Annotated in this window: 25 protein-coding genes; 20 read left to right on the top strand and 5 right to left on the bottom strand. The window is 69.6% G+C overall.

The window, feature by feature from the left end:
• The first annotated feature begins 136 nt into the window (after nt 1-136).
• The 3 genes from E1161_RS19130 to E1161_RS19120 are packed head-to-tail and all read left to right on the top strand — an operon-like array spanning nt 137 to nt 7,239.
• Nucleotides 137-3,325, top strand: coding sequence for an ATP-dependent helicase (locus E1161_RS19130; protein ID WP_235875152.1), 3,189 nt, complete (start codon nt 137-139; stop codon nt 3,323-3,325).
• Nucleotides 3,322-6,597 (top strand): ATP-dependent helicase, encoded by a 3,276-nt coding sequence (locus tag E1161_RS19125; protein WP_132625185.1) that lies wholly within the window; start codon nt 3,322-3,324, stop codon nt 6,595-6,597. The genes E1161_RS19130 and E1161_RS19125 overlap by 4 nt, the downstream gene beginning before the upstream one ends.
• A 33-nt stretch (nt 6,598-6,630) precedes the next feature.
• A complete protein-coding gene (locus E1161_RS19120; protein WP_235875151.1) occupies nt 6,631-7,239 on the top strand; it encodes a hypothetical protein in 609 nt (202 codons plus the stop codon).
• 214 nt (nt 7,240-7,453) lie between these two features.
• Here the strand turns inward: E1161_RS19120 and E1161_RS19115 are convergent, their stop codons facing one another.
• Nucleotides 7,454-7,981: a hypothetical protein gene (locus E1161_RS19115; protein ID WP_132625181.1), complete on the bottom strand. Its 528-nt coding sequence runs from the start codon at nt 7,979-7,981 to the stop codon at nt 7,454-7,456.
• A gap of 144 nt (nt 7,982-8,125) precedes the next feature.
• On the opposite strand from E1161_RS19115, the gene E1161_RS19110 reads away from it, so the two are divergent.
• Nucleotides 8,126-9,211 carry a potassium channel family protein gene (locus tag E1161_RS19110; RefSeq protein WP_132625179.1) on the top strand — a complete coding sequence of 362 codons (1,086 nt, stop codon included), beginning with the start codon at nt 8,126-8,128 and terminating at the stop codon, nt 9,209-9,211.
• A gap of 58 nt (nt 9,212-9,269) precedes the next feature.
• Nucleotides 9,270-9,698 (top strand): hypothetical protein, encoded by a 429-nt coding sequence (locus tag E1161_RS19105; RefSeq protein ID WP_132625177.1) that lies wholly within the window; start codon nt 9,270-9,272, stop codon nt 9,696-9,698.
• 52 nt (nt 9,699-9,750) lie between these two features.
• Here E1161_RS19105 and E1161_RS19100 read toward each other — a convergent pair whose 3' ends face one another.
• Nucleotides 9,751-10,743, bottom strand: a complete 993-nt coding sequence (locus E1161_RS19100; RefSeq protein ID WP_132625175.1) for a neutral zinc metallopeptidase — start codon at nt 10,741-10,743, stop codon at nt 9,751-9,753.
• Nucleotides 10,744-11,193: 450 nt separating this feature from the next.
• Entirely contained in the window at nt 11,194-11,460 is a 267-nt protein-coding gene (locus E1161_RS19095) for a hypothetical protein (protein ID WP_235875150.1), read from the bottom strand.
• Nucleotides 11,461-11,540: 80 nt separating this feature from the next.
• Here E1161_RS19095 and E1161_RS19090 point away from each other — a divergent pair, with 80 nt between their 5' ends.
• The 14 genes from E1161_RS19090 to E1161_RS19025 all read left to right on the top strand — a co-directional run bounded on the left by E1161_RS19090 (nt 11,541) and on the right by E1161_RS19025 (nt 24,105).
• Nucleotides 11,541-12,467 carry a helix-turn-helix domain-containing protein gene (locus E1161_RS19090; protein WP_165939867.1) on the top strand — a complete coding sequence of 309 codons (927 nt, stop codon included), beginning with the start codon at nt 11,541-11,543 and terminating at the stop codon, nt 12,465-12,467.
• Nucleotides 12,460-12,654, top strand: a complete 195-nt coding sequence (locus E1161_RS19085) for a DUF397 domain-containing protein (protein ID WP_132625171.1) — start codon at nt 12,460-12,462, stop codon at nt 12,652-12,654. Before E1161_RS19090 ends, E1161_RS19085 begins: the two co-directional genes overlap by 8 nt.
• A gap of 140 nt (nt 12,655-12,794) precedes the next feature.
• Nucleotides 12,795-13,205, top strand: coding sequence for a hypothetical protein (locus E1161_RS19080; RefSeq protein ID WP_132625169.1), 411 nt, complete (start codon nt 12,795-12,797; stop codon nt 13,203-13,205).
• Nucleotides 13,202-13,732 carry a DUF3558 domain-containing protein gene (locus tag E1161_RS19075; protein WP_132625167.1) on the top strand — a complete coding sequence of 177 codons (531 nt, stop codon included), beginning with the start codon at nt 13,202-13,204 and terminating at the stop codon, nt 13,730-13,732. Before E1161_RS19080 ends, E1161_RS19075 begins: the two co-directional genes overlap by 4 nt.
• 13 nt (nt 13,733-13,745) lie before the next feature.
• Nucleotides 13,746-15,113 (top strand): PPE domain-containing protein, encoded by a 1,368-nt coding sequence (locus tag E1161_RS19070; RefSeq protein WP_132625165.1) that lies wholly within the window; start codon nt 13,746-13,748, stop codon nt 15,111-15,113.
• Between the two features lie 101 nt (nt 15,114-15,214).
• The gene (locus tag E1161_RS19065; RefSeq protein WP_132625163.1) at nt 15,215-16,039 is read left to right on the top strand and encodes an ESX secretion-associated protein EspG; all 825 of its coding nucleotides are present in this window, start codon (nt 15,215-15,217) and stop codon (nt 16,037-16,039) included.
• Nucleotides 16,040-16,199: 160 nt separating this feature from the next.
• Nucleotides 16,200-17,522 carry a M16 family metallopeptidase gene (locus E1161_RS19060; protein WP_132625161.1) on the top strand — a complete coding sequence of 441 codons (1,323 nt, stop codon included), beginning with the start codon at nt 16,200-16,202 and terminating at the stop codon, nt 17,520-17,522.
• Nucleotides 17,519-18,886, top strand: coding sequence for a M16 family metallopeptidase (locus tag E1161_RS19055; protein WP_132625159.1), 1,368 nt, complete (start codon nt 17,519-17,521; stop codon nt 18,884-18,886). Before E1161_RS19060 ends, E1161_RS19055 begins: the two co-directional genes overlap by 4 nt.
• A gap of 25 nt (nt 18,887-18,911) precedes the next feature.
• Nucleotides 18,912-19,838 (top strand): NAD(+) diphosphatase, encoded by a 927-nt coding sequence (gene nudC, locus E1161_RS19050; RefSeq protein ID WP_132625157.1) that lies wholly within the window; start codon nt 18,912-18,914, stop codon nt 19,836-19,838.
• A gap of 165 nt (nt 19,839-20,003) precedes the next feature.
• A complete protein-coding gene (locus E1161_RS19045) occupies nt 20,004-22,079 on the top strand; it encodes an ATP-dependent DNA helicase UvrD2 (protein WP_132625155.1) in 2,076 nt (691 codons plus the stop codon).
• Nucleotides 22,080-22,198: 119 nt separating this feature from the next.
• Nucleotides 22,199-22,399, top strand: coding sequence for a hypothetical protein (locus E1161_RS19040; protein WP_132625153.1), 201 nt, complete (start codon nt 22,199-22,201; stop codon nt 22,397-22,399).
• Between the two features lie 140 nt (nt 22,400-22,539).
• Entirely contained in the window at nt 22,540-22,890 is a 351-nt protein-coding gene (locus E1161_RS19035; RefSeq protein ID WP_132625151.1) for a WhiB family transcriptional regulator, read from the top strand.
• Complete coding sequence (locus E1161_RS19030) at nt 22,887-23,090, top strand: hypothetical protein (RefSeq protein ID WP_132625149.1); 204 nt, start codon at nt 22,887-22,889, stop codon at nt 23,088-23,090. The genes E1161_RS19035 and E1161_RS19030 overlap by 4 nt, the downstream gene beginning before the upstream one ends.
• Nucleotides 23,091-23,214: 124 nt before the next feature.
• Nucleotides 23,215-24,105 (top strand): class I SAM-dependent methyltransferase, encoded by an 891-nt coding sequence (locus tag E1161_RS19025; RefSeq protein ID WP_132625147.1) that lies wholly within the window; start codon nt 23,215-23,217, stop codon nt 24,103-24,105.
• Between the two features lie 102 nt (nt 24,106-24,207).
• Here E1161_RS19025 and E1161_RS19020 read toward each other — a convergent pair whose 3' ends face one another.
• Both E1161_RS19020 and E1161_RS27295 read right to left on the bottom strand, forming a co-directional pair.
• Nucleotides 24,208-25,524: an ABC1 kinase family protein gene (locus E1161_RS19020; RefSeq protein ID WP_132625145.1), complete on the bottom strand. Its 1,317-nt coding sequence runs from the start codon at nt 25,522-25,524 to the stop codon at nt 24,208-24,210.
• Between the two features lie 267 nt (nt 25,525-25,791).
• Entirely contained in the window at nt 25,792-25,941 is a 150-nt protein-coding gene (locus tag E1161_RS27295; RefSeq protein ID WP_010693945.1) for a DUF5679 domain-containing protein, read from the bottom strand.
• A 225-nt stretch (nt 25,942-26,166) separates the two neighbouring features.
• Here E1161_RS27295 and E1161_RS19015 point away from each other — a divergent pair, with 225 nt between their 5' ends.
• A complete protein-coding gene (locus tag E1161_RS19015) occupies nt 26,167-26,724 on the top strand; it encodes a M48 family metallopeptidase (RefSeq protein ID WP_132625143.1) in 558 nt (185 codons plus the stop codon).
• The last annotated feature ends 61 nt before the right edge of the window (nt 26,725-26,785 follow it).

The following is a 26,785-nucleotide window of genomic DNA, read 5'->3' as shown; positions in this document are numbered from 1 at the left end:
GACCGCGAAATTGGTTTGCACCACCAAACGTCGGAGCGCGATCCCAGCATTCACAGTTGGAAATCCCGGAGAACTCGGGCACATTCCGGCGTGCCCGGAGCCGATCTTGTCGCTTCGACGTGGTTCCATTCGGTGCGTGCCTCCCGCGACCTCGCCCGTGCTCGTGCGCCGCGCCAGGACCGCGCGCCGCGCCACGACCTGGGACGAAGCGGGCCGCCGCGCGCTGGAGCACTCCTTCGGATTCCTCCGCGTGCTGGGCGGTCCGGGAACGGGGAAGTCGACGCTGATCGCTGAGGTCGCGGCCGACCGGATCCGAAACCGGGGCGTGTCACCGGAGAACGTCCTCGTGCTCACCTCCAGCCGCCGCGCGGCGTCGTGGATGCGCACCGAGATCACCCGCTTGCTCACCGGATCCGGCGAGGACGTGCGCACCGCCCCGGAGCCGCTGGTGCGCACCGTGCACTCCTACGCCTTCGCCGTCCTGCGGCTGCAGGCGGTGCGCGACGAGCTCCCGCCGCCGCAGCTGCTCAACGGCCCTGACCAGGACGCCCTGGTCCGCGAACTGCTGGAAGGCGACGTCGAGCAGGGCGCCCCCGACTGGCCGGAGCCGCTGCGACCGGCCCTGACCGTCCCCGGTTTCGCTGAAGAGCTGCGGGACCTGCTGCTGCGCGCGGCCGAACGCGGCGTCGACCCGGACCGGCTGATCGCCCTCGGGCGCGAGCACGGACGTCCGGAATGGGTTGCCGCAGGGCGGTTCGGCCGCCAGTACGAGCAGGTCACGCTGCTGCGCGGCGCCGGAGGCTCGCAGGCTCCGGCCCTCGACGCCGCCGAGCTCGTCGGCTCCGCGCGCCTGGCCTTCGCCACCGACTCCGGCCTGCTCATGGCCGAGCAGGACCGGGTCCGGTACGTGCTGGTCGACGACGCGCAGCACCTGGACCCCCAGCAGTACCGGCTGATCCGCACGCTCGGCGACACCGCCACCGAGTTCATCCTCGCCGGTGACCCGGACCAGTCCGTCTACACCTTCCGCGGCGCCGACCCGCGTTGCCTGCTCGACGCCGATCCCGGCGGCACCGACACCACCGTGCTCACGGTCGATCACCGCATGTCGAAGTCGGTGCGAGAAGCCGTGCAGCGCTTGGCTGCCCGGCTGCCCGGCCACGGGCCGCAGCGCCGCCTCGTCGAACCCGAGCCGGAGTCCGAGCAGGACGAGACGGCGAGCGGTGCGGTGCAGGTGCGGCTGCTGGCGACCGAGGCGCAGGAGGCGGCGTGGGTCGCCGACCAGCTCCGCCGCGCGCACCTGCTCGACGAGATCCCCTGGTCGAGGATGGGGGTGGTGGTGCGCTCGACGGGCCGGTCGCTGCCGGTGCTGCGGCGCGCGCTGCTGGCCGCCGGGGTACCGATCGCGCTGACGGTGGACGACGTGCCGCTGCCGCAGCGCGCCGCCGTCCGTCCACTGCTGACACTGCTGCGGTGCGCGGTTCGCCCGCACGAGCTCGACGCCGAGGCGGCGGCGGTGCTGCTGTCCTCGCAGCTCGGCGGCGCCGACCCGCTGGCGCTGCGCCGGTTGCGGCGGGGTCTGCTGCGCTTGGAATCGGCGTCGGGTGGCAGTCGTCCCAGCGGTGAGCTGCTGGTCGAGGTGCTGCGCGACGGCGACCGGCTGGCCGCGCTGGAGGACTCGGCCGCCGAACCCGCCCGCCGCGTCGCGGCCCTGCTGCGCACCGCGCAGGAGTCGGCGGACAAGGGGCAGAGCGTCGAAGAAACCCTGTGGCGGGTGTGGAAGGCCAGCGGCTTGGAGAAGCGCTGGGTCGCCCAGTCGGAGCGCCACGGCGTCACCGGCGCGCAGGCCGACCGCGACCTGGACGCGATCGTGGCGCTGTTCGACGCGGCGGCCCAGTTCGTCGACCGGTCGCCGGGCAACGACGCGGCCGGGTTCGCCGACTACCTCACCGACCAGCAGATCGCCGGGTCCTCGCTGGCGCCGACCGCGCCGCGCGACAACGCGGTCCAGATCCTCACCGCCCACGCCGCGTCCGGCCAGGAGTGGGACGTGGTGGCGGTTCCGGGCGTGCAGGAGGGCAGCTGGCCCGACCTGCGGCTCCGCGGATCGCTGCTGGGCGTGGAGCACCTGGTCGACGTGCTGTCCGGGATGACCGCCGAACGGGTGTCGGCGACGGCGCCGCTGCTGGCCGAGGAACGACGGCTGCTGCTGGTCGCCGCGAGCCGCGCCCGGCGCAGTCTGCTGGTCAGCGCGGTGCGCGGTGAGGACGAGCAGCCCTCCCGGTTCCTCGACGAGCTCGACGGCGTGGAGAGCGATCCGGATTCCGCGGAACGCCCGATCGCCCGTCCGGAGCGCGGTCTCACGCTGCCGGATCTGGTCGGCGAGCTGCGCCGGGTGGTCTGCGACTCCGAGGAGTCCGAGGAGCGCAGGCGCCGCGCGGCGGGGCAGCTCGCCCGACTCGCCGCCGACGGAGTGCCCGGCGCGGACCCCGCCGCCTGGTACGGCCTGCCCGCACCGTCCACCGACGCGCCGCTGGTCACCGGCGACGACCCGGTCAAGGTCTCGCCTTCCACAGTGGACATACTCGCGAAGTGCCCGCTGCGCTGGCTGGTCGAGCGCAACGGTGGTCAGGACACGGCCGAACTCGCCGCCGTCACGGGAACTCTCGTGCACGCGCTGGTGCAGGCCGCCGCCGAGGGCGCCGACACCGACCAGCTGCACCAGGCGCTCGACGAGGCCTGGCAGACCATCGATGCCGGGGCGCCGTGGTTCTCCCGCAAGGAGCGGGAGCGCGTCGAGGGGATGCTCAACGCCTTCGTCGTCTGGCTGGTGCAGTCCCGCGCCGAACTCACCCAGATCGGCGTGGAACGCGATCTCGACGTCACCGTGCAGGGCCGCGAGGGAGGCCCCTGGCTGCGGCTGCGCGGACGGGTCGACCGGCTCGAAGCCGACACCTCGGGACGCCCGGTCGTCGTCGACGTCAAAACGGCGAAAGCGCCGGTCAGCAAAGGGGATGCTGAGGAGCACCCGCAGCTGGCGGTGTACCAGCTGGCCGCCGCGCTCGGTGCCTTCGGCGACGAGCAGGAGCCCGGGGGAGCCCGGCTGCTCTACGTCGCCAAATCCGACCGCAAGGGCTCGGCCACCGAACGCGCGCAGGAACCGCTCGACCAGGAGAAGGTCGAGGTGTGGCTCGACGTCGTGCACAGCGCCGCCGAGTCCAGCCTCGGACCTGCCTACGTGGCCAGCGAGAACACCGACTGCCCGCGCTGCCCGGCGCGCACCAGCTGCCCGGTTCACCCCGCAGGTAGGCAGGTTTCGCAGTGATCAGTCCACAGCGGATCGCCCAGGCGCTGGGCTTGCACCAACCCACGCCCGAACAGGCCGAGGTCATCGCCGCACCACCCGAACCGGCGCTTGTCGTGGCCGGTGCCGGGGCGGGCAAGACCGAGACGATGGCCGCGCGCGTCGTCTGGCTGGTCGCCAACCAGCTGGTCACGCCCGAGCGGGTGCTGGGTCTGACGTTCACCCGCAAGGCCGCCCGCCAGCTCGCCGACCGGGTCCGGGCCCGGCTGCGCAGGCTCGCCGGGTCGGGACTGCTCGACGAGGTCGATCCGAGCGGGAAGCTGCGGTCGGCGGTGCTCACCGAGGAACCGACGGTGCTGACCTACCACGCCTACGCCGGGCGCATCGTCGGCGAGCACGGGCTGCGCGTGCCGGTGGAGCCGGGCGCACGGCTGCTCACCGCGACCGCCTCGTGGCAGCTCGCGCACCGCGTAGTGGCGAGCTGGACCGAAGACCTGGACACCGACAAGGTGCCCACCACGGTCACCAGCTACCTGCTGGCGCTGGCGGGTGAGCTCGCCGAGCACCTGGTGAGCCCGGACGAACTGCGGGTGCACGCGGAGAAGCTCTGCGAGGCGGTGGAGAACGCGCCGCGCGCCAAGGGCCAACGCGCCAACCTGCCGCAGGACCTGGTGAAGGTCGTGGCCGCCCAACGGCTCCGGATCGCGATGCTGCCGCTGGTCGAGGAGTACGCGCAGCGCAAGCGCCGCGAAGGCGCGATGGACTTCGCCGACCAGATGTCGCTGGCGGCCAACCTCGCCGCCGGGCACCCGGAGGTCGTCGAGGGTGAACGCGCCCGCTACGGCGCGGTGCTGCTCGACGAGTACCAGGACACCGGACACGCCCAGCGCGTGCTGCTGCGCTCGCTGTTCGGCGGTGACTCCGCCTCCTTGCCGGTGACCTCGGTGGGCGACCCGGCGCAGGCGATCTACGGCTGGCGCGGTGCGAGCGCGGCGAACCTGCCCCGGTTCACCACCGACTTCCCCCGCACGGAGGCCGACCACCTGGCTCCCGCGCACCGCTACGGACTGCTGACCAGCTTCCGCAATCCCGAAGAGGTGCTGCGGATCGCCAACTCGGTGTCCGAACCGCTGCGCAGGATCGGCCTGGAGGTCGACGAGCTCCGCGCTCGCGAAGGCGCCGAGGACGGCGACATCCGGGTGCTGCTGGCCGAGCACGTCCGCGCCGAGCGCGAGTGGGTGGCCGACCGGATCCACGCCCAGTGGCAGGCCGCGATCGACGAGACCGGCCGACCGCCGACCGCGGCCGTGCTGGTGCGTCGCCGCGCCGACATGGCCGACATCGCGGTCGCGCTGCGGGAACGCGGTCTTCCGGTGGAGGTCGTCGGCCTCGGCGGGCTGTTGGACGAGCCGGAGGTGCGTGACCTGGTCAGCGCGCTCCGGCTGCTCGTGGACCCGCTCGCGGGGACGGCCGCGGCCCGGTTGCTGACCGGTTCGCGCTGGCGGATCGGAGCCGCCGACCTGGCGGCGCTGTGGGAGCGGGCGCGGGAGCTCGGCGCGCAGTTCTTCGGCGAACCCGAGTCGGACGACGCCTCGGCGGTGGTCCAGGCCGCGCTGCCCGGGGAGAACGCCGAGCAGGCGGGCCTGGCAGACGCGCTCGACGACCCCGGCCGGCCGGAGCGCTACTCGGAGCAGGGCTACGACCGCATCCGCAGGCTCGGCGGCGAGCTGGCGGCCCTGCGACGGCGTCTGGACCAGCCGCTGCCGGAGCTGGTCGCCGACGCCGAGCGCACGCTGCTGCTGGACATCGAGAGCTTGGCCCGCCCCGGCGGTGTGGGCCGCATCCACCTCGACGCCTTCGCCGACGTGGTCACCTCGTTCGCCACGGCCAGTCCGTCGGCGACGTTGCCGTCGCTGCTGGACTACTTCGCCGCCGCCGAACGCGCCGAGGACGGTCTGGAGCCCGGTGAGGTCGAGGTCGCCGACGACCGCGTGCAGATCCTCACCGTGCACGCGGCCAAGGGCCTGGAGTGGCAGGTCGTGGCGGTTCCGCACCTGGTCAACGACGTCTTCCCCGGCAAGCGCAAGTCCTCGTCGTGGCTGCGGTCGGTGACCTCGCTGCCCGCCGAGCTGCGTGGCGACGCCCCCGACCTGCCCAAGCTCGACGTGGACCGGCTGGACGGGCTGGACCGCAAGGAGCTCAGCGAGGCGCTGGGCATCCACGACGAGGAGTTCGAGGCCCGGCGGCTGGCCGAGGAGCGCCGCCTGTTCTACGTCGCGGTGACCCGCTCGGAGCGCACGCTGCTCCTGTCCGGGCATTGGTGGGGTGGGAGCGGCGACCGGCCCAAGGGCCCGTCGGACTTCCTCACCGAGACCGCGGAGGTCGTGCACGGTGACCGCGTCGGAGTCATCGACGAGTGGTGCCCGACGCCGGACGAGGACGCCGAGAACCCGCTGGCCGACGAAGTCCGCTCCGCCGAGTGGCCGGTGGACCCGCTCGGGCCGCGTCGCGAAGCCGTCGCCGAAGGCGCGGAGCTGGTCCGCACCGCCCTGTCCGCCGTGAATTCGATCGAGGTGGACGAGGACCCCGACGGTTGGGCGCGCGACGTCGACGTCCTGCTGGCGGAGCGTGCTGCCGCCGCGCAGCGACGCGAGCAGGTGAGGCTGCCCGACCACCTGTCGGTCAGCCAGCTCGTCGAGCTCGCCGGTGACACCGACGCGCTGGCCCGCAGGCTGCGGCGGCCGCTGCCGTTCCCGCCGAACCCGATGACCCGTCGCGGAACCGCGTTCCACGCCTGGCTGGAGCACCGGTTCACCTCCTCGGCGCTGCTGGACGTCGACGAACTGCCCGGTGCTGCCGACGATTCCGCTCCGATGCACGAGGACCTCGCCGAGCTGCGGAAGGCGTTCCTCGAAGGCTCTTGGGCCGACAGGACCCCGCACCGCGTGGAGGTGCCGTTCGAGACGCAGGTGGAGGGCATCGTCCTGCGCGGCCGGATGGACGCGGTCTTCCCCGATCTTGACGGCGGCTGGACGGTCGTGGACTGGAAGACCGGCGGCGTCCCCACCGGCGACCAGGTCCGGTCGCTGTCGGTGCAGCTGGCCGCGTACCGGCTGGCGTGGGCGGAGCTGTCGAAGACCCCGCTGGAGAAGGTCAGGGCCGCCTTCCACTACGTCCGCCACGACTACACGCTGCGACCTGCGGACCTCCGGGATGCCCGAGGTCTTCGCGAGCTCATCACCGCGGTCCCGGAGAACCCGGAGATGAGTACACGTTCGGGTGGTGGAGCTTGAGTTCGGAGTGCGCGGCGGTCGACTATGCCCGCGATGAACACCGACTGGAAGCTCACCACTCCGCCTGAATCCGCAGTGCGCGTGGACGCCGAAGTTCTCGCCATGCGCGCCCCTCTGGTGCGGGTCCACCGCGACGATGAGGGCACCTGGTCCTTCGAGGGCCCGAGCGCCACGGGTCGGGAGTCCAAGCAGACCAAGCTGCAGGCCGTCGTCGGCGCGTGGCCGCACGTGGCGGCGCTGTCCGAACTCGACGCCGGGACCGCCGTCGTCTGGTCCTGGCGGCAGCACGGCTGGGCCGTGGAGTTCGTGTGCGAATGCGGCAACTGCGAGCAGCCGGTGGCCGGCGACATCGACCGCCAGAGCTGGCCATCGGAGCTCCAGCCGCACACGATCATCAGCGTCGAGCAGGTCGCGCTGTCCGGGCAGCACCCGCTCACCGACATCATCAGCACCCCGGGCGGCATCGCGATGCTCGGCCCCGGCGATCACCGCCGCACGGTCGACCTGATGACCCCGGTGGCGCTGGCCAACGTCATCCGCCGCTGGCCGCACACGGTCCAGGCGATGCGAGTTCTCCAAGAGGGCCGCGGAATGCGCTGGAACCCCGACGGCCTCAACTGGCACGAGTACGCCGTCGCCTGACGCTTCAAGCCCGCGACCGCGCTGTTGGAGGTGTGGGACTCAACCCGCACCGCCGCGTCGTCCCTTCGGGTCCGCGGTTCTCGGGGAGGACGCCGCGACGCCGACGTCCACCCCGGGGCAAGCGGAAGGCACCAGCAGAGCCGCCCGGACCCTGAGGACTGCTGCGCTGAGCCACTCGCACCGCCGAGCAAGCCGCGTGGGACGTCCGCTCGGTTCAGGCGTTCTCGGTGAGCTGCGGGTGGTCCAGGAGTCGCGAGTAGAGGACTTCCAGCAGCCAGCGCCCGAACATCGACGAGCCGAATTCGGCGGCGCGGTTCTCCGGCGGGATGACGAGCTTGCCCGAGTCGTCGGGACCGGTGGTGACGACACCGGCGCCGTAGTAGTCCAGCTCCAGCATGGACAGCGCGTCATACCGCTGCTGACCGGGCAGGACCACCGCGCACGGAGCGAGCGAGAGCAGCATCCCGCAGGCGCGCAGCGCGCGGGACGGCTTGGACACCGGCACGAGGATTCCGATCAGGTCGACCGCGGCCACCGGCAGCTGGTCGTGGTGCTCGGGTTCCGACCACGCCTTGAACCACGCCGGGTTGAGCTCGGGCTCCCAGCCGTGGTGCAGGCGCCATTCGTGGACGTCCGGCCGGATGCGGGCGACTGCGGTGAACCGGGTGCCGAGAACGTCCACATCCGGTACTAATCTACCGTCCCAACCGAGAGCGCGGGACGCGTGCTGGAGCTGCTGCACCGTCGCATGGTAAACGCCCGGACCCCGATTTCGGGATGGTGTTTCGCCATTGATTCGACACGATTCCGGGCGGTCATCTTCCGGATGTGCGGAGCGGTTACTGTTCAACGCCGTGAGTGGTCACAACGTCGGGGAGCACGACTCATGAATCGAGGTCCCAGCCAGCTGTTCGGCAAGCACAACGCCGAGGAAGAGCTGAGCGCCAGGCCCGATCACGCACTCGTCGGTGTCATCCGCATGCCGGGCACCGTGACGAGTCCTGTGCGCTCCATCATCCGCCGCATCCTCGGCGCCATGGTGGCGCTGGCCGCCACGGTCGCCATCGTTTACATCGGCCGGGACGGGTACAAGGATTCGGCGGGCGGCGAGCTCAGCGTGCTCGACGTCGTCTACTACGCCACGGTGTCGCTGTCGACGACCGGCTACGGCGACATCACCCCGGTCAGCGACCAGGCGCGGCTGGTGAACGTGCTCATCATCACTCCGCTTCGCGTGCTGTTCCTGATCGTCCTGGTCGGTACGACACTGGAAGTGCTCACCGAGCGCTCGCGGCAAGCTTTCAAGATCCAACGCTGGAGGTCCCAGGTGCGCGACCACGTGGTCGTCATCGGATACGGAACCAAGGGCCGTTCCGCGGTCACCGCACTGCTCGGCGAGGGTGCCGACCCGGGCCGCATCGTGGTGGTCGACACCGACCGCGCGTCGCTGGAGTCGGCGTCCGCGCAGGGCCTGGTGACGGTCAACGGTTCCGGCACCCGCTCGGACGTGCTGCGCGTGGCGGGCCTGACGCGCGCCCGCGCGATCGTGATCGCCCCCGCCCGCGACGACACGGCGGTGCTGGTGACCCTGACCGCCCGCGAGCTGGCCCCGAAGGCGCAGATCGTCGCTGCCGTGCGGGAAGCGGAGAACGTGCACCTGCTGCGCCAGTCGGGCGCGGATTCGGTGGTGGTCTCCAGCGAGACGGCGGGCCGCCTGCTGGGCATGGCGACGTCGACGCCGTCGGTGGTGGAGATGTTCGAGGACCTGCTCAGCCCCGAGGTGGGGCTGGCGATCGCCGAGCGCGAGGTGGAGCGCCAGGAGGTCGGCGGTTCGCCGCGGCACCTGACCGACATCGTGCTGGGCGTGGTCCGCGGCGGTGAGCTCTACCGGGTGGACGCTCCGGAAGCGGACGCGATCGAAGTCGGCGACCGGCTGCTCTACGTGCGGAAAGTGACGCCACCGCAAACGTGACCTTCTCACAACGGGTCTCGGGCACTTCCGGTTCTGGGTCTCTGGGACTATCGGTGTCGTGGGAAGCACGCGAGGTTCGGCCTCGGTGGCGTCGATCTTGCTCGTCCTGGGCGTTCTCGGCGTTGTGGTGGCCGGGGTGACGGTCTGGCCGCTCGTCGCGGCATCCGGGCAGCCGCAGGTCGCCGAGCGCCGGGCGACGGCGGTCGTCGTCGAGCCGCGCCCGTGCGGTCCGCGCGCGGCCGGTGACGTGGTCGAGGTGCAGATCGACGGCAAGACACGCCGCGCCACCTTCGACGGCTGCGGTCACACCCGGGGCCAGCGCCTGGAGGTGATGGTCCCGGCACGCGCATCGGGCGACCTGCGGGTCACTCCGGTGAAAACCCAGCAGTCCGAACTGGAAGCGCTCGCGTGGCGCACCAACATCGTGCTGATCACCCTGGCCGCAGTCGCAGGCGGAGGTTTCGGAATCCTGCTCGGACGCCGCTGAGGAATGCGGCGTAGCCGCTGTTCTCGGCCACCACTGCGCGAAGCTGTTGCTGCTAATCCACGTCGCTCGGCGGCGAGAGCCACGTGTTGCACTGGGTGATCTGGTTCTTGCTAAATCCCTGCTCGACCCAGGTGGCGTTGGTCTGGATGCTGCCGTGGTCGTCGACGTCGCTGTTCTCGTCGCCGCGTGCGGCGGAGTCGCGCAGCGCGGGGAAGATGAGGTCGTCGCTCACGCCGCCGTTCTGCAGCGCGGCGAGGGTCATCCCCTCGAAGCAGGTGGCTTGCAGCTCGGAGCGTCGGGTGAGTTCGAGGCCGGCCTCGGTTTCGGCTCCGGCGTTGGCCGACGCGCTGCCGTAGGCGGCGTTGATGCCGGAAAGCCGTTGCAGCGCATGGCCGAACTCGTGCGCGAACTGACCGAGGAACACGCCGGCCTCGCTCCTGCCCTCGATCTCGGAGTAGTAGCGCGCGGTCATGTAGATGGTGTTGTCCTGCGGGCAGTACAGCGCCGTCTGGTCCCAGGTCCGCAACCCGCAGGGCGTGTCGATGTCGTCTCCGGTGGTGACGACCTGCGGTGTGTCGGTGGGCAGGTCCGCCTCTTCCAACGCCGGTTCCCACGCTTGCACCAGGCAGGGCAGCGCTGCCTGGTAGAAGGCGTCCTGCGAGGCCACGTCGGTGGAGAACTCCGGCAGCGGGCACGGCGTGGTGACGGCCCCGTTCCCGTCGATGTTGATCGGGTTGTCCCCGAGCTTCGGCACGGGCTGCTCGGTCCCGAGGTCCTCTGAGGTCGAGGTCTTCTCGGAAGCGCTCGTCACCGTGGTGGTTTCGCTCGTGGTGGTCGTGGTCGCCGCGATGGGCGCGTCCACCGGCTCCTCGGCCCTGTCGGCGGACACGGAGGCGGCCACGGCCCCCACGGTCCTGATCCCGAACAACGCCACGGCCGCCAGCACGAGCCCGACGACGAGCCCGGTGTTGTTCCGCTGCGGCACCTGCTGCGCGAAGTCAGGAACCCGAGGAATCGGCCCGGTCGGCCGCTCCTCGTAGGGCACCCAAGGCGTTCGCCCGTGCGCGTAGCCGGCCGGGGGCGCTTGCCCAGGCGGGGAATCCGCCCAGGTCGGAAAGGCTGCTGCCACTGCGGAGGCACGGGAGGTGTCATGCCCGGAATCCCACCGACCACCGCCGAGAGCCCTCAGCCACCCCGCCCGACCACGAAGCTTTCATCCCACCGACTTCCACCCCGACCCACAACGGCCTCAAACCCTAACCCCACGAACACCCCACCAACCCAGGAACAACCAAACCCACACCCCGCCACCAGCGCCGAGGCAAGACCACGACGCAGGCGACGGCCACCAAGCGGCCTTTTTGGTCCGAACCGCCCACGAAGAGGTCCCTTTCGCCTGATCAACTCAGACCAAAATCGCCCGATGTCACCCGAGGCTGTTCCCCGGGGCCGGTGTTCGCCCCGGTCCACCGGCCTTGCTGCTTCAAACTCCTTTTCAGTAGTCCCACGTGTGTTCGTGGTGGTCTTGGTGGTGTGCGATGGTTGTGCATTCGGGGCAGCGTTCGGTGATGGTTCTGCTCAGGGGTTCTCGGGGCCACGGGGTGGCCGTGGGAATGAGGATCCACGTTTCGCAGAGAGCGGGAACCCAAGCGCCGGTATATACCGAACCGGGAAGTGTCGTCATCGCGTGACGAATCTTGAAACCTGAGCCGACGATCCAGAACACATCTGCGCGCTCGCGGCGGAACATGTCGAAAACCATCCCTTTGAGTCCTTTGCTTCCCAAGCCGTGGAACCGGAATGGGATGGGAAGTTAAGTTCGTTTCGATAGTTCATCCACCCGTGAAGCGTTTCCCCGAGAACCGAAGCAGTGAAACGGAATGCGAAACAGGGGAGCCGGTCACGAAGTACCCGGAGGTCAGGGTGTCGGCGAGGTCCCGCCTGTTTCGCGTCAACCTGGGCGCGGAGCTTCGAACCCTTCGCGAGCGCACGAAGATGTCCACCCGAACGGTGGCCGCGCGATTGGGCACCAGCCCGGCGTGGGTGAGCAGAACTGAAACCGGCGCCCGCTTCCCGACACCGGACGAGGTCGGCGCGCTGTGCGAGCTCTACGGAGCGACGGGGGAGATGCGCGACCTGCTGGTCGCCAAGGCCGAGTCCAACGACGGCACGACGATCAACCTGCCGTCGGGCGACAAGTACACCGACCAGCTCGCGAACATCATGTTGCTGGAGACCGAGGCGCGGCGGGTGACTGGTTACGAGATAGCCCTCGTCCCAGGGCTTCTGCAGACTCCTGAGTACGCCCGGGAGATGATCTCCGCACTCGACCGGCCGCAAAGTGAGATCGAGCGTCGGGTGGCAACTCGTATCGGCCGTCAGGCCGTCCTTTCGCGTCCGAACGGCCCAGAGCTGAGGTTTCTGCTCGATGAGTTCGTGCTTCGCAGGCTGATCGGTGGATCAGCGGTGATGAGCAGGCAGCTTCGGAAGATCGTCGCGGAAGCTGCCTGGCCCAATGTTCATGTACGCGTGTTGCCGGCTTCGATTGGCGCGCACCAGGGCCTTGACGGGACGTTCGCCATCTACGAGTTCGCGGCGTTGGAGACCTACGTCTACCTGGAGAGCAGGAAGGGCGGAGCTTTCATTAATGACGCCGAGGTGACCCAACAGTATCTTGATACCAGAGATGCGCTTTGGGACGAGGCGCTGAATGAGGAAGAGTCGGTCGCGCTGATCGACACGTTGGCAGAGGGGCTTACCGGTGGCTGATCTGGTCTGGCGGAAGAGCAGCAGAAGCGGCACCTCGACGAACTGCGTCGAGGTTGCGCAAGCCGCTGACGAGGTTGCCGTCCGTGACTCCAAGAACCCGGACGGTGGTCATCTGCTCATCGCCGCAAGCCAGTGGGGGAGCTTCCTCGGTGGCCTCAAGGGCGGCCGTTTTCGCTCGGTTCAGTAGATGATCTTGACGCTGTGACCTGGGTCGGAGCGTTCCTCCGGCCAAGTTTGCCCAGATTCCTCGGAACCGTTACGCGCGCGGGCGCGTCAAGCTAGAGTAACCACGGTTCATGGGGGATCACAGGGTCCGGAGGATCTGGGATGACTAGCGCAGAGGGTGGGTTCGCCGCCGCCAAAGAGGGTCTGAAGGCCGTCAGCGGCCAGACGCAGTGGATCAACTCGCAGGTGGGCGCGGGCAAGCTCGCGCTGAACCCGGAGGCGGCGGAAAACGCCGCTAAGCACTGCGAAGAAGAAGTTCGCGAGCTCGCCAAGCTCCTGAGGAACGCGGCGGCGTTGAGGACCGTCAAGGGCCTGGGTGACTACGAGGATGGTCAGCAGCTCGCCAAGCGCTTTCAGGACAAGGCAACCGACCCCGACTCGGGCATTCTCAAGTTGATCCGTGACATGCAGGACGAGTTGACGAAGCAGGCGGAAGCATTTCGCGCTGCTGCTAAGGACTACCGTGCCGTCGACGAACAGAACGCTGACGACCTTAGGCGAGGGATGAAGTGAGCACGTTTTCCAGGTCCTTGTTCGCGACCGCAGCCGGCTTGGCGCTTTTCGGCCTGAGCGCTTGCGGCGGAACGAGCACTGGTGGTGGCCCCTCGGTGCAGCCACCCGCTCCGGGCGCGGCTCTTCAGAGCTTCGACCCGTGCACGTTCTTCACGCCTGAGGAGTTGACTTCGTTCGGCGTGGGGACCACCTCGCAAGACTTTACTCAGGTCAGCTTCCAACCGGGTTGCGAATGGGAAGGTGAGAAGCTGTCGATCGGACTGCAGAAGAACGCCAAGGACACCGTGCAAAGCCTTGGGCATGGCGGTGGCTTCGACAAGTTCGAGCCGACGAACATCGCAGGTCGTGAAGCCGCGGAGATCATCGTCGGTGGAGCGACTGACCAGGGCGTATGTAACTACGCGGTGTCCGCTGGCGGCGGTTTCGTGATGTACCAGCTTTCCGGATTCATGCGTGATTCCGTTCCGGATCCGTGCGGCGAGCTTGAGAAGGTCGTTAACCAGACTGCTTCGAGATTGCCTCAGTGACACAGGGGGAGTGATGGGGCTTTTCAGCGCACTGGACAATGCCGGTGGGCACGTTTTCGGTTGGGAAACCGAGGCTGACGAGAACCGCATCGAGCAAAGTGCCGAGGCCAAGCGGATTGCTCAGCAGCAGCAGGCGGAGCTCGCGAGGCAGAACTCGGGCTTGAACGTCGGTTCTTTTGATTCGCCTGCCATCACCCAGTGCATCAACTGGGGCGGGCGCAGCCACGCGGACATCTACAAGACCAACCAGGAGTCAATCGATCAGGCGGCTGTCGCCGAGGTGGCGCAAGCCTGGACGAAGCTTGCTGAAGGTCTTCGCGAGCGTGGCGAGCGGTTCGGTCCGGACCTGTCCAACATCGTTCGCGATGGTTGGCAGGGCGAGGCGGCTGACGCTGCGGCTGAAGTCGGAAAACCTGCATCCGAGTGGATGAAAGCCAGCGCCGATGCCGTCGAGATGACAGGCAACAACCTCAACACGGCTGGGGATGCTGCTGGTCAGTCGAGGAAGCTCGTCCCGGAGCCGGAGGGGTTCAGCTGGGGTGAGGCCGCGGCGTCCGCGATTCCATTCGGTCTCAGTGGTGGCGGTGTCAACGCGCTCTCCCAGATGGAGGAGCAGCAAGAGGCCGAGAAGGCTGCTCAGGAGACGATGGGTCGGGTGTACAGCCCGACGCTGACGCAGGTCGACGCGAAGATGCCGCAGTACACCGCGCCTGACGGCTCGACGGCGAACCCGCCGCCGGTTCCGCCGCCCGGCGGCACCGACTGGGGTGGCGGCATGGGCAACGGCGGCAACGTTCCCGGTGGCTCGGGTGCGGGCTCCGGCGCAGGTGGCGGCGGCTACTCCGGTAGCGGCGTGCCCGGCAGCGGGATTCCCGGTGGCGGTTACTCCGGCGGTGCTTACCCGGGTGGGAGCAGTCCTGCCGGAACCGGTGCTGCCTGGGCGAATCCGCCGGGTGGCGGTCTCCCCGGCGGAGGTCTGCCCGGTGGTGGCACGCCTGGTGGCGGAACTCCGGGCGGCGGGGCAGGTCTCGGGCTCGCGGCCGGTCTCGGTGCGGGTGCCGGAGCGGGCGCGGGCGGTCGCGCCGGTGGCGTCGGTGGTGCGGGTGCTGGCGCTCGTGGTGCCGGGGCCGGTATGGGCGCTGGTGGCCGGGCCGGGGCCGGTGGTCTCGGTGCCGGTGCTGGTGCGGGCGCTGGAGCCGCGGGTGCCGGTGGTCGTGGTGCCGCTGGTCGCGGTGGCATGGGTGGCATGGGTGCCGGAGCCGGCCGACGTGGCGAGGGCTCCGAGGAGGACGAGCACGAGCGTCCTTCCTGGCTCGAAGAGCAGGACGACGTGTGGATGAACGACATGCCCAAGACGGCGCCGCCGGTTCTCGGCGAGTGAGCGGGCTTCCAACTACCTGAAGCGGTGACGCATTTCCCGTCGAAATCGCGTCAGCCCTTCACCATTCCTCTTTCTGCTTCCACGAGTGGGAGAAAGCTCAAGTGAGTGTGTTGGGTCGGTGGCAGTTGCCGCCGGTGCACCTGGACATCGTGCTCAAATACCTGCGGATCGACGGTCTCACGCTGCCGATCAGCACCCGGTCCTTCGGCCACACCGCCGATCAGTTCTCGGCCATCGGAAAAGCGGAACTGCCGATCATGGAGGCCAACGGGGTCGTCGCCGACGACGAGGTCGTGCCGCCGCTGGTCGACGCGCTGAGAACGCTCGCCACGCCTTACCTCTGGGTCGACTCGATGTGGTTCCCCGAGCCGGGGAGCGACCACTGCTGGCGTACGGTCGCGGTGTTCACCGAGGGCAACCGGATCGTGCTCGGCGTGCAGGCGCCCAGCGAAGATCCCCAGCGCGGCGGACTGCTGACCGTCGAGGTGCACCAGAACGCGCCGCTGCCCGCCGTCGTGCTCGGTACCCTGCCGCCCGCCAAGCCCGGTGGTCACGGCCCGATCCGCGTCCCGCACAGCTCGATGCAGGGCGATCAGGTCGAGGACTACGACCCGGCGAGCATGATGGAGACCGCCACGCGCAAGCGTGGCAGCAGCGGTGACCAGCAGGTCGAGCTCTACGAGAAGATCGGCAAGGCGCAGCACGTGCGCATCGGTCAGATCGCCGCCAACATGCGCGACCAGCACGGTCGGCGCCGCCGGACCCCGGTGGTGTCGTGGTTCGACAACGCCGAACCCGACGGCCGATACCTCAACCGGGTCGAACGCGCGAGCACCGGCGAGCCGCTCTACGCGCTGCTGCCCGCGGACGCCGGTCTGATCGGGAACGAGATCAACTCGTTGGTCAACCAGGTACGCCAGAGCTGAGGCCGTCCCGGCTGGTCGGTATGTCGCATCGAAGCAGGTCAACGGCCTATTGAGGGTTGCTCCGTTTGCCGTTTCGCGGGGTGGCCGGAGGGTTGCGACACGCCGAAGGCTGTCGAAGGGGGCACACACAGGTTGACAGCCCGCACGTAGGCTGCATGGCATGGTCGAACCCCAGCTGCATCGCGTCACCTTGCCCAACGGGCTGCGCGTGGTGCTGGCACCGGACTCGGCGGCGGGCCAAGCATCATCAGGTCAGGCCCCTGTGGTCGGTGTCAGCGTGCACTACGACGTGGGCTTCCGCTCCGAACCGGAAGGGCGCACCGGCTTCGCGCACCTGTTCGAGCACTTGATGTTCCAGGGCAGCGAGAGCCTCGAGAAACTCGCCCACTTCCGCCACGTGCAGGGCTCCGGCGGCACGTTCAACGGTTCGACGCACCAGGACTACACCGACTACTACCAGGTGCTGCCCTCGGCGGCCCTGGAGCGCGCGCTGTTCCTGGAAGCCGACCGGATGCGCGCCCCGAAGATCACCGAGGAGAACCTGGCCAACCAGGTGGACGTGGTCAAGGAGGAGATCCGGCTCAACGTCCTCAACCGCCCCTACGGCGGCTTCCCCTGGATCCTGCTGCCGCCGGTGCTCTACTCGACCTTCGCCAACGCGCACAACGGCTACGGCGACTTCACCGATCTCGAACGGGCCACCGTCGACGACTGCGCGGCCTTCTTCGACACCTTCTACTCGCCCGGCAACGCCGTGCTCACCGTCGCCGGTGACCTCGACGTCGACCGGACGATCAAGCTGATCGAGAAGCACTTCGGCGACGTCCCCGCCCGCCCAGTCCCGCAGCGGCCCTCGTTCGGCGAGCCGTTCCCGACCAGCGAGGTGCGCGGCAAGCACACCGACCCGCACGCACCGCTGCCCGCCGTCGCGCTCGGCTACCGGCTGCCCGACCCGGTCGGCGAACTCGACGCCTACCTGGCCAACGTCGTGCTCTCGGCGATCCTGTCCGACGGCGACGCCTCCCGGCTCCAGCAGCGCCTGGTGCACTCCGAAGCGCTGGTGGTCGACGTCAGCGCGGGCACCGGCCTGATGGGCGCCCCGCTGGACGCGCGCGATCCGGACACCTTCACCTTCACCGCCATCCACACCCCCGATGTCGGGGTGGAGCGCGTGATCGGGGCGATCGACGAAGAGCTCGACAAGATCGCCTCCGACGGCCCCAGCGACGAGGAGCTGCACCGCGTTGCGGCCCGTTGGGCGGCCAGCCTCTACCGGGAGCACGACCGGGTCATCTCGCGGACGCTCGACCTCGGCAGCACCGAGCTGCTGCACGGCCGCGCCGAGCTGATCTCGGAACTGCCCGACAAGATCGGTCAGGTTCGCGCGCAGGACGTCGCGGCGGCCGCCAAGGCGCTGCGCTCCGACGCCCGCGCCGTGCTGGAGATCGAACCCGCTGGTGACGAGAACGGAGGTGCGGCATGACCCGCGCAACGCACCGCAGCGCCGAGGAGATCGGCCGCACCGAGGCGGGCCCGCGCCCGCTGCCGCCGCTGGGCGAGCCCCGCGTCGGTGTTCAGCCGGCAGGCGTCGACACCGTGCTGCCCAACGGGCTCCGCGTCATCGCCGTCCGCCACGGCCAGGTGCCGATGGTGGAGATGCGCCTGCGCATCCCGTTCGCCGGCGAGGCGAAGGAGCACCCGGCGCAGGCCGAGGTGCTGGCCGAAACGCTGCTGACCGGCACCGCGCGCCGCGACCGCGTCAAGATGGACACCGACCTGGCCGCCGTCGGCGGCGACCTGCACGCGGTGGTCGACCCCGAGCGGCTGAGCATCGCCGGAGACGCGCTGGCCAGCGGCCTGGACACGCTGCTCGACGTGCTCGCCGACGCGCTGACCGGCGCCACCTACGCCGACGACGAGGTCAACGCCGAGCGCGCGCGGCTGGTCGAGCGGATCGGCGTGGCCCGCTCGCAGCCCCGGGTGATCGCTCGCGAAGAGCTCCAGCGCCACCGCTACGGTGACCACCCCTACGTCCGCGAGGTTCCGCGGGCCGAGGAGGTCGCGGAGGTGACCCCCGAGCAGGTCCGCGCACTGCACAGCGCCGCCGTGCTGCCCCGCGGCTCGGTGCTGGTGCTGGTCGGCGACATCGACCCGGACGCCGTGATCGGCGAGGTCGAGCGGGCCTTGGCCGGCTGGGAGTCCGAGGGCTCCGCCCGCGAGATGCCCGCCCTCCCGCTGGTCACCGGCGGCGACGTGCGGCTGGTGCACCGCCCTGGCGCCGTGCAGTCGCAGCTGCGGTTCTCCGCGCAGGCGCTGGCCCGCACCGACGAGCGCTACCCGGCGCTGCAGATCGCGAACCTGGTCTTCGGCGGCTACTTCTCCTCGAGGCTGGTGGAGAACATCCGCGAGGACAAGGGCTACACCTACGGCGCGCACTCGTCCTTCGAGTTCACCAAGGGCAACGGCACGCTGCTCGTCGACGCCGACACCGCCAGCGAGGTCACCGCCGCCGCTCTGCTGGAAACCCGCTACGAGCTGGCCCGGATGGCGCTGGTGCCGCCATCGGAGTCCGAGGTCGAATCCGCGCGGCAGTACGCGATCGGCGGGCTGCTGACCTCGACCGCCTCGCAGTCCGGCCTGGCCTCGACGCTGTCCGCGCTCGCTGCGGCGGGCCTGGACCAGAACTGGCTGACCGCGCACGCCGAGCGGCTGCGCGACGTGACCGTCGAGCAAGTCGCCGAGGCCGCGAAGCTGTTCGCGCCGTTGGAGTTCACCGGCATCGTCGTCGGTGACGCCGACAAGCTGGCGGACGAGCTGCGGCTGCTGGGCGGCGTGGAGCTGCCATGACCCGGTTACCGGATGGAGCGCAAGAATGACCTGCGAAGTGTTCGCCGGTGCGGGCTTCCAGCTCGACTCCCCGCCGCTCCTCTCGCGGTCCACTGTGGACCGCCGGGAGGAGCTGCGGGAATCCCTCGACGGCGGCGCGAAGCTGTGGCACACCGGCAAGGTCGTGCTCGTCGACGCCAAGGGGCGCACCCAGATCGGCGAGGACTCCCGGCTGATCGTGCAACCCGCCATCGACTTCGGTGACCGCCCGTCGCCGAACGCGGTGTTGCTCGGCGTCGAGGACGACGTCAGCTACTGGGCGCTGCGCACCGACCACGACGGCGCGCAGGAGTGCTGGCGGGACCTGCGTTCCGGCGGCGCGTTGCTCAACGACACCGACGCCGGACTGCTCACCACGGCCGTCGGCCTGCTCGGCTGGCACGACAACGCCCGCTACTGCGCGGTTTGCGGCGCGGCGACCACCCGCGTTCGCGTCGGATGGGCGCGGCGCTGCTCCGGCTGCGACCGCGAGGAGTACCCGCGCACCGATCCGGCGGTGATCTGCCTGGTCAGCGACGGCGAGGACCACGTGCTGCTGGCCCGCCAGCCGATCTGGCCGCAGTACCGCTTCTCGGTGCTCGCCGGGTTCGTCGAGGTCGGCGAGTCCCTGGAGGCCTGCGTCGCGCGCGAGATCCAGGAAGAGGTCGGTGTCGAGGTCTCCGGCACCCGCTACCTCGGCAGCCAGCCGTGGCCGTTCCCGCGCTCGCTGATGCTCGGCTTCGCCGCCATCGCCGACCGCAACGCACCGCTGGCGCCCGCCGACGGTGAGATCGAGGAAGCGCGCTGGGTCCACCGGGACACGATCCTCGCGGCCCTCGACGCCGAAGGCGAACCGGTGGACGGCCTCCGACTCCCACCAGGTGTCTCCATCGCCTACCGAATGATCAAGGGCTGGGCCACCTCCAAGCCGTAACGGCGCGGGCGATCGGCTTTCGCGCGAAGTCCGAGGTCGGACTTCGCGCGAAATCCGATCCGTTCGGGTGTGCCTGCGCTGGTCCGGGAAGTGGGTACGCGATCTCGGCGACACACGGTGGTGGGTATCGCCTGATCGGGGTTGGGGGTCTGCGAGGATGCCCGCATGGCCGATCAACCGCGTCTCCTGGAAGGTTTGGACCCGGAGCAGCGGCAGGCCGTGATCGCACCGCGCGGACCCGTGTGCGTGCTGGCCGGTGCGGGAACGGGGAAGACCCGGACCATCACCCACCGCATCGCCTACCTCGTCCAGCGCGGGCTGGTGACGCCCCGGCAGGTCCTGGCCGTGACCTTCACAGCTCGCGCCGCGGGCGAGATGCGCACCAGGTTGCGCGAGCTCGGGGCCGCGGGAGTGCAGGCCCAGACCTTCCACGCGGCGGCCTTCCGACAGCTCCGCTACTTCTGGCCGCGCGTCCACGACGCCCAGATGTGGCAGCTCACCGACAACAAGTTCCGCCTGGTCATGCAGGCCGCGAACCGGCTGGGGCTGTCCACGGAGCGGGAGGACGTGCGCGACCTCGCCAGCGAGATCGAGTGGTCGAAGTCCTCGCTGATCAGCCCCGAGCAGTATCCGGCGGCCGCGCAGCAGGCCGGTCGCGAGACGCCGATCCTGCCGGAGCTGATCGCCAAGGCGTTCGCCGGGTACGAGAAGCTCAAGAGCGGCGCGCAGCTGCTCGACTTCGACGACCTGCTGCTGCACATCGCCGCGATCCTGGAGGACCGCGAGGACATCGCCGAGGAGTTCCGCAGCCAGTACCGATCCTTCGTCGTCGACGAGTACCAGGACGTCAACCCGCTGCAGGCGCGCGTGCTCGACGCTTGGGTCGGCAACCGCGACGACCTGACCGTGGTCGGCGACGCCAACCAGACCATCTACTCCTTCGCGGGCGCCTCCCCGAAGTGGCTGATCAACTTCCCGCGCAAGTACCCCGAGGCGACCGTGGTGCGCCTCGAACGCGACTACCGGTCGACTCCGCAGGTCGTGGGCTTGGCCAACCAGGTCATCGGCGCCGCGCGAGAACGCCCGGCCGGCACCCGCTTGAAGCTGGTCGGCCAGCGCCCGGACGGTCCGCGCCCGGACTTCGCCGAGTACGACGACGAGACCGATGAGGCCGACGCCATCGCGCGCAAGATCGCGCAGCTGGCCAAGCGCGGCGTGCCGCTGTCGGAGATCGCGATCCTGTTCCGCGTCAACGCCCAGTCCGAGGTCTACGAGAAGGCGCTGTCCGACGCCGAGATCCCGTACCAGGTGCGCGGCGGGGAGCGGTTCTTCGCGCGTGCCGAGATCCGCCAGGCCATGGCGACCCTGCGCACCGCGATCGCCCGCGACACCACCGCCGAGGACCTGCCCAGGACCGTGCGCGAACTCCTCGTCGAGGTGGGCCTCACCGACGAACCACCGGCGGGTGGGTCGGCCCGCGATCGGTGGGAATCGCTGATCGCGCTGGTCGAGCTCGCCGAAGGGCTTGTCGCCACGGTCCCCGACGCGGATCTGCGCCGCTACGTCGCCGAGCTCGACGCCCGCGCCGAGGCGCAGCACCCGCCGACCGTCGAGGGCGTCACGCTCGCTTCGCTGCACGCGGCCAAGGGGCTGGAGTGGGACGCGGTTTTCCTCGCGGGCCTGGTCGAGGGAACGCTGCCGATCCAGCACGCCGACACCGACGCGGCGGTCGAGGAGGAGCGCAGGCTGCTCTACGTCGGCGTCACCCGCGCCCGCGAGCACCTGCACCTGTCCTGGGCGCTGGCCCGCGCAGGGGGACGCCGGTACCGGCGTCGCAGCCGGTTCGTCTACAACCTCGTGCCCGACGGCCACCCTGCTGCGCTGCCCGGCAAGGCGAAGCAGCCGCAACCGCCCGCCCGCCAGGCCGCGACGATCACACCCCAGTGCCGGGTGTGCTCCTCGACGCTGGTCAGCACCATGGACATCAAGCTCGGGCGCTGCTCGGGCTGCCCGTCCGACGTCGACGAGAACCTGCTCGAACAGCTCAAGGCGTGGCGCAGCGAGCGCGCGCGGCAGCTGAAGGTGCCCGCCTACGTGGTGTTCACCGACGCGACGCTGACCGCGATCGCCGAGCAGCGGCCGGCTGATGAGTCCGCACTGGTCGGGATTTCCGGGATCGGCGCGACGAAGATCCAGAAATTCGGCGGCGACGTTCTCGCCTTGATCAATCGGGTGAACTAGCAAAACCGCAGGTCAAAAATATGTTGCGGGTTGTCCCCCGCGGCACATAGCCTCATAGACACGCGCGGGCCGAGTTGGCCCGCATCCGCCGACGGTAGACCGAGAAGGAGGTGGGGACAGTGAAGATCTTCGAGACCACGAACGCCCCGCGCTCCTTCGTGGCCGGGGTTGTTTCGCTGCTCTCGGGCACCTTCGTGCTCGTCGCCGCCATTGCCGATGATCTGCGCGCCGAAAAGCCGCGTGGCTACCGCTTTGTTCCGGTGACCCTGCAGCACCCGCGCAGGTCGGTCCGTTGGTCTTTCCTGGATCCGCTGATCTAGGAGAGCCCCAGGCTTCTCAGAAGGCCGCGGACCTGCACCAACGGGTCCGCGGCCTTTTTGTGTTCCTGGTTGATCCACGACCACAACCACATCCATCCGCAACCACGAGTCGCCTGCCATCGACTACTGGAGGAAGTCGTATGTTCACCGCGAGTGTGCCGATACCCGAGTCGGCCGTGGACTCGCAGTCCGAGCCCGAGCAACCTGCGGGCTCATCGCTGCAACGCCGCTTGCCCTGCCGCCGGGACCCGGACCTGTGGTTCGCCGAGAACCCGTCCGACCTGGAGGCGGCCAAGGTCCTGTGCAGCGACTGCCCGATCAAGACCGAGTGCCTGGCCGGCGCGCTGGATCGCTGCGAACCCTGGGGGGTCTGGGGAGGCGAGATCTTCGAACGCGGCGCGGTCGTCGCGCGCAAGCGCAGGCGCGGTCGTCCGCGCAAGCACCCACGTCCGGAAGAAGTCGAATCCCGCAAGCAGGAGCGAGCAGCATGACCAACACCACTGGGCTGATCCACCCGAACAACGCGGAGATGCGCATGTACCCGACCGAGGAGCTGATCCGGATACACAGGGAGGAGAAGATGGCCGAAGCCGAGCGACAACGCATAGCTCGCTCGATGTCGGCTGGTCGCAGATGGCGGGCGATCGCCCGCTACGCGACGAGGAGGGCCGAGTCCGCTGAGCTGCGCTGAACTGCATGATCGCGCGCTCGCGGGTGCCGCGTTGGCCGTCGCAATCCGCGGCGGCCGACGCTTCCTTGCCGAACCGGCAAACCGACGTGCGTGTTTCGCGCTGTCAGGTCTAGGGTTCCGGCTCGTGGGAGCACATTCGCATTCGCACGACAACATCGACTGGGACGCGCACCTGCAGCGCCTGCGCGCGGCCGACGACTTCCTCGAACCGGACATCACCGAGGTCGTCGCCAAGCTGCTGCGACCCGAGGACCGCTCGGCGATCGAGATCGGAGCCGGTGCAGGCGGAACGGCGGCGGTACTCGCGAAGCGACTGGCGCGCAACGGCGGCCAGCCGCAGCTGACCATCGTCGACACCGCCGAACAGCTGCTGGCCGCAGCGGGGGAGCGGGCGTCGGAGGTTGACGGCGTCACCGTGCGCACCGTGCGGGCCGATGCCGCCGCCGACACGCTGGCCGAGGAGATCGCCGGAGCCGGTGCCCCGCCGAACGCCGACCTGGTCCACGCGGCGTTCGTCGTGCACCACCTGCCCGACCAGCTCGCTGGTCTGCGCAGGCTGGCCGGGCTAGTGAAGCCCGGCGGACGGCTGGCGGTCGTCGAGTTCGGTCTGCAGACCAGGGTTCTGCCCGCAGACATCGGGATCGGCGGACCCGGCCTGGAAGCCCGGCTGCTCAGCGCGAGCGAGCAGTGGTTCCAGCAGATGCGGACCGAGATGGACGACTCGGTCCGGCTGCCGAAGGGCTGGCCGAAGGCCATGATCGAGGCCGGGCTCGTGGAGGCCACCTCGTTCAGCTACCTCATCGACCGCCCCGCGCCGTTGGACGAATCCGGGCGGGCCGCTGCGCTGCGCCAGCTGTCGATGCTCCGTCGCGACGCCGACGAACGCCTCGCTGCCGAGGACGTCTCGGCGCTGGACCAGCTGCTCGACCCCGAGAGCGAGCACTACGCGGGAAATCGGGACGACCTCTACTACCTCAGCGCCAACACCGTCCACGTCGGCATCAAACCTGCTTGAGGCCGGTTCCCAGGCTCATCCTGCGCGGCGGTGCGGGTAGCGGCTGAGCCGCTCACCTGGAACAGCGGCTGCCGCCCGCACTTCCGAAGCAGTTCCCGCCGGTCAGGTCTGGTCGGCGAATCCGGGTTGCCACTCGGCGATGATGTCGCGGGTGGCGACTTCGGCGTCGAGCTGGCACAGGATGCCCGTCGCGCCCAGCGTGACGCGGTGGATCAGCAGGTAGTCCGGCGGCAGGTTCAGCGATCTTCCGGTGCGGAAGTCGGGGCTGCTCAGGTCGGAGACCCGTTCGGCCTGCCGCTGCAACCAGCGGCGGGTGAAGTGGAAGGTCTCGGTGCGCGCAGGGTCCACGAACGGCGCCAGGTAGGCGAGCACGTCCTCGGCCCGCAACTCCTGGTCCGGCTGCACGAACCGCTCATCGCGCAGCAGCTCCAGCAGCTCGATCGACTGGTCGTGAAGAGCCAGCCGGATCATCTTGCCCAACGTCGGCGGCAGGCCACCCGGAAGCCTCGAGACCGCGCCGAAGTCGATCACGCACAGCCGCTCGTCCGGCAGCAGCATGAAGTTGCCCGGATGCGGATCGGCGTGCAGTAAACCGACCTTCGACGGGGTCGAGAAGTGGAACTCGGCCAGCAGCCGGCCCGCCAGGTCCCGCTCGGCCTGCGAGCCCTCGGCGATGATCTGCGAGAACGGCGTGCCGGTGACCCACTCCGTGACCACGACCTTCGGCGCGCTCGCGATCACCGCGGGCACCACGACCCGCTCGTCACCGGAGAAGACCTTGGCGAAGGTGCGCTGGTTGTCGGCCTCGATGCGGTAGTCGAGCTCCTCGACCATCCGCTCCTGCAGCTCCTCCAGCAGCGGCTTGACCTCGGCGCCCGGCGCCAGCGACTGGAACAGGCGGGAGAACCGCATCAACTGCCGCAGGTCGGAGCGCAACGCCTCGTCGGCACCCGGGTACTGGACCTTGACCGCCACCTCACGGCCGTCGTGCCACACCGCCCGGTGCACCTGGCCGATGCTGGCCGAGGCCGCGGGCTCGTCGTCGAAGGACTCGAAGCGCTTGCGCCACGAAGCGCCCAGCTGCTCGGTCAGCACCCGGTGCACGCTCGTGATCGGCATAGGCGGCGCCGCTGACTGCAACTTGGTCAGCGCCTCGCGGTAGGGACCGGCCATCGCGTCGGGCACGGCAGCCTCGAACACGCTCAGCGCCTGACCGAATTTCATCGCCCCGCCCTTGAGCTGCCCCAGCACCGCGAACAGCTGCTCAGCGGTCTTCGCGGCCACCTCAGCGTTGATCTCGGCGGCGTTCTGGCCGGTCAGACGACGTCCCCAGCCTGCGGCGACCCGTCCGGCGACGCCCAGTGGCAGGCTGGCGAGCTTGGCGGTGCGGTGTGCAGCTTGGCGGGGAATGTCGGCCACGAATTCTCCTAGGTGCGCGCAGGAAAACCCTCTCGAAGACCGAAAGCCATGCGGTAGCCATTCGGAAAACGAGAAACCCAACAACATGCTAGTCGTCCAAGAGCACATCGTGGGTCGTGATCGACAATTTGGTTGAGCGGGGTTCGTTCCCGTGGCCGAATGGGTTGGGCCGACGGGAGCGGGTGAGCGACTCAGGACGGATTCATCGCTCCGGGAACCCCCGGGAAACCGGAGCGGGGTGGGCCGCTGGCGGCCCACCCGTGCCTGTCACGCCTTGCCGAGGATGCGGGTCATCTTGGTCCCGCACACGGGGCACGTGCCCTTGGCCATCCGGCGTCCGTTGGTCTCCGAGACCTCACCGGAAAAGTCGCGCTTCTCCCGGCACTTCACGCAGTAGCCGTTGTACGTCTCGGCCACGGCTCCCCTCCTTCTGGTAATTGACCCAGCGCCACAGCTGGATCGCCGGCGCCCCCTGCGGGCGGCTGGGGGAACCGTACAGGCGGAGTAATTGAGATGCATGCATTGAGAGCATGGCATGTTCGACTCGATGGAGTAATCATCCGTCCATTGATGCGTACTGACCTTGAGGTGCAGCTCACAGGGGGAACCGTTTGTCTGAGCCAGTCGCTAAGGTCCACCTTCGTGGCTGAACCGCAGGTCGAGGTCCGCCGCAGCAAGCGCCGCCGACAGACGGTGAGCGCCTATCGCGACGGCGACAAGATCGTGGTGCTGCTCCCGGCTCGGATGAGCCGTGCGGAGGAAAAACGCTGGGTGGCGGACATGCTGAGCCGTCTGCAGCGCAGTGAGACGCGACGCCGTTCCCCCGCGCGCAACTCGGACGAGGCGCTGGTGCAGCGCTGCCGTGAGCTGTCCGTGAAGTACCTGGACGGCAGGACCGATCCGAGCAGCGTTCGGTGGGTTCCGCCGATGCGCACCAGATGGGCCTCGTGCACGCCCAGCGAGGGCACCATTCGGGTGAGCGAACGGCTGCGAGATGTACCCGGATGGGTGCTCGATTACGTCCTCGTCCACGAGCTGGCGCACCTGCTGGTCCCCGGCCACGGCGCTGACTTCTGGAAGTGGGTCGAGCGCTACCCCAAGACCCAACGCGCCATCGGCTACCTCGAAGGCGTGGTCGCGGCGTCCCACCTCCAGGTCGGCCTCACCGACGACGAGACCGAGGCCCCCGAAGGCTCCTGACCCGCGCGCGAACGCCCGGTCGGTTCGAATAAGAACTGCCCGACGCAACACCACCCGCCCA

The sequence above is a fragment of the Saccharopolyspora aridisoli genome, assembly GCF_004348445.1.
Taxonomy (GTDB): Bacteria; Actinomycetota; Actinomycetes; order Mycobacteriales; family Pseudonocardiaceae; genus Saccharopolyspora; species Saccharopolyspora aridisoli.
This window is presented reverse-complemented; position numbering and strand designations above follow the sequence as displayed.

Excerpts from the sequence above, each read along its gene's own strand:
- E1161_RS19070 (WP_132625165.1), top strand. The coding sequence starts at position 13,746 with ATGGGGCTTTTCAGCGCACTGGACAATGCCGGTGGGCACGTTTTCGGT.
- E1161_RS19045 (WP_132625155.1), top strand. The coding sequence starts at position 20,004 with ATGGCCGATCAACCGCGTCTCCTGGAAGGTTTGGACCCGGAGCAGCGG.
- E1161_RS19110 (WP_132625179.1), top strand. The coding sequence starts at position 8,126 with ATGAATCGAGGTCCCAGCCAGCTGTTCGGCAAGCACAACGCCGAGGAA.
- E1161_RS19120 (WP_235875151.1), top strand. The coding sequence starts at position 6,631 with ATGAACACCGACTGGAAGCTCACCACTCCGCCTGAATCCGCAGTGCGC.
- E1161_RS19060 (WP_132625161.1), top strand. The coding sequence starts at position 16,200 with ATGGTCGAACCCCAGCTGCATCGCGTCACCTTGCCCAACGGGCTGCGC.
- E1161_RS19030 (WP_132625149.1), top strand. The coding sequence starts at position 22,887 with ATGACCAACACCACTGGGCTGATCCACCCGAACAACGCGGAGATGCGC.
- nudC (WP_132625157.1), top strand. The coding sequence starts at position 18,912 with ATGACCTGCGAAGTGTTCGCCGGTGCGGGCTTCCAGCTCGACTCCCCG.
- E1161_RS19035 (WP_132625151.1), top strand. The coding sequence starts at position 22,540 with ATGTTCACCGCGAGTGTGCCGATACCCGAGTCGGCCGTGGACTCGCAG.
- E1161_RS19080 (WP_132625169.1), top strand. The coding sequence starts at position 12,795 with ATGACTAGCGCAGAGGGTGGGTTCGCCGCCGCCAAAGAGGGTCTGAAG.
- E1161_RS19055 (WP_132625159.1), top strand. The coding sequence starts at position 17,519 with ATGACCCGCGCAACGCACCGCAGCGCCGAGGAGATCGGCCGCACCGAG.
- E1161_RS19095 (WP_235875150.1), bottom strand. The coding sequence starts at position 11,460 with ATGGTTTTCGACATGTTCCGCCGCGAGCGCGCAGATGTGTTCTGGATC.